Below are 1,011 nucleotides of genomic sequence, written 5' to 3' on the forward strand. Positions count from 1 at the left end.
TGCATCCATTCATGACTTTTTATTGTTATTCTTAGAAACATCCTGTTTCCTGATGAGTTCATAGTACAAAAAAAGCATGGTCTGCCATAGCCGCAAAAGGCCGCAATTTCTGTAAGAAATCGCTTACATCAGCCTTTTTGTGAATAGTCTCTAGCCCCAAATAAAGCTGTGCCTACACGTACCATGGTTGAACCAGCGGCAATTGCGGCTTCTAAATCACTCGACATTCCCATACTCAATGTATCCCAGTCTTCTAGGTGAGCATGTTGGTCTTTTACCGCATCAAATAATTTTTTGGCATCTACAAAAGCAGCTGTATTGTCAGGTGCCGGAATCACCATTAAACCACGTAACCTGATTTTCGGTAGTTGACTCATTTGAGCAACCAGCTCGGCAACGTCTTCCGGTGCACAACCATCCTTACTGTCTTGCCCATCAATATTCACTTGCAAACAAATATTAAGCGCAGCTTGGTCATCACCACGTTGGTTAGACAGGCGTTCTGCAATAATTAAACGATCTACCCCATGAACCCAATCAAACTGCTCGGCCAAATGCTTAGTTTTATTCCGCTGAACATGACCAATGAAATGCCATTCAATATCCAAATCCTGTAAAGCATCAATTTTATCTAAAGCTTCTTGCAAATAATTTTCGCCGAATGCTCTTTGTCCTGCTGCATACATTTCACGCAATCTTTCACTCGGATGAGTTTTCGATACGGCTAAAAGTTGCACAGTTTCAGGCGCACGCTGAGCAAGTTCACAAGCTGTTCTGATTTGCTGTAATACGTGCTGTCGCGCATCTTGCAGGTAATTCATTGACAAGGTTCTCATTTTCAAAAAACTTTTTTGCTTTTCACCTAAAGCGAGGTGTTGGTAAGCCTCGGTGAAAGCCGTATATTATTCTACAAAATAATGACATATTTTGATTTACTTGGGGAAATTATGGATATTACAGAGCTACTCGCCTTCTCTGTGAAAAATGGCGCGTCCGATTTACATCTCTCTG

1 protein-coding gene is annotated in these 1,011 nt (G+C 41.4%); it reads right to left on the reverse strand.

Translation table 11 applies throughout. The annotated features are described in order from the left end of the window. Positions 1–128: 128 nt before the first annotated feature. Positions 129–821 (reverse strand): YggS family pyridoxal phosphate-dependent enzyme, encoded by a 693-nt coding sequence (locus VXQ92_RS21490; RefSeq protein WP_265642999.1) that lies wholly within the window; start codon positions 819–821, stop codon positions 129–131. Positions 822–1,011 lie beyond the last annotated feature (190 nt).

This window comes from Acinetobacter sp. 228, assembly GCF_048147885.1.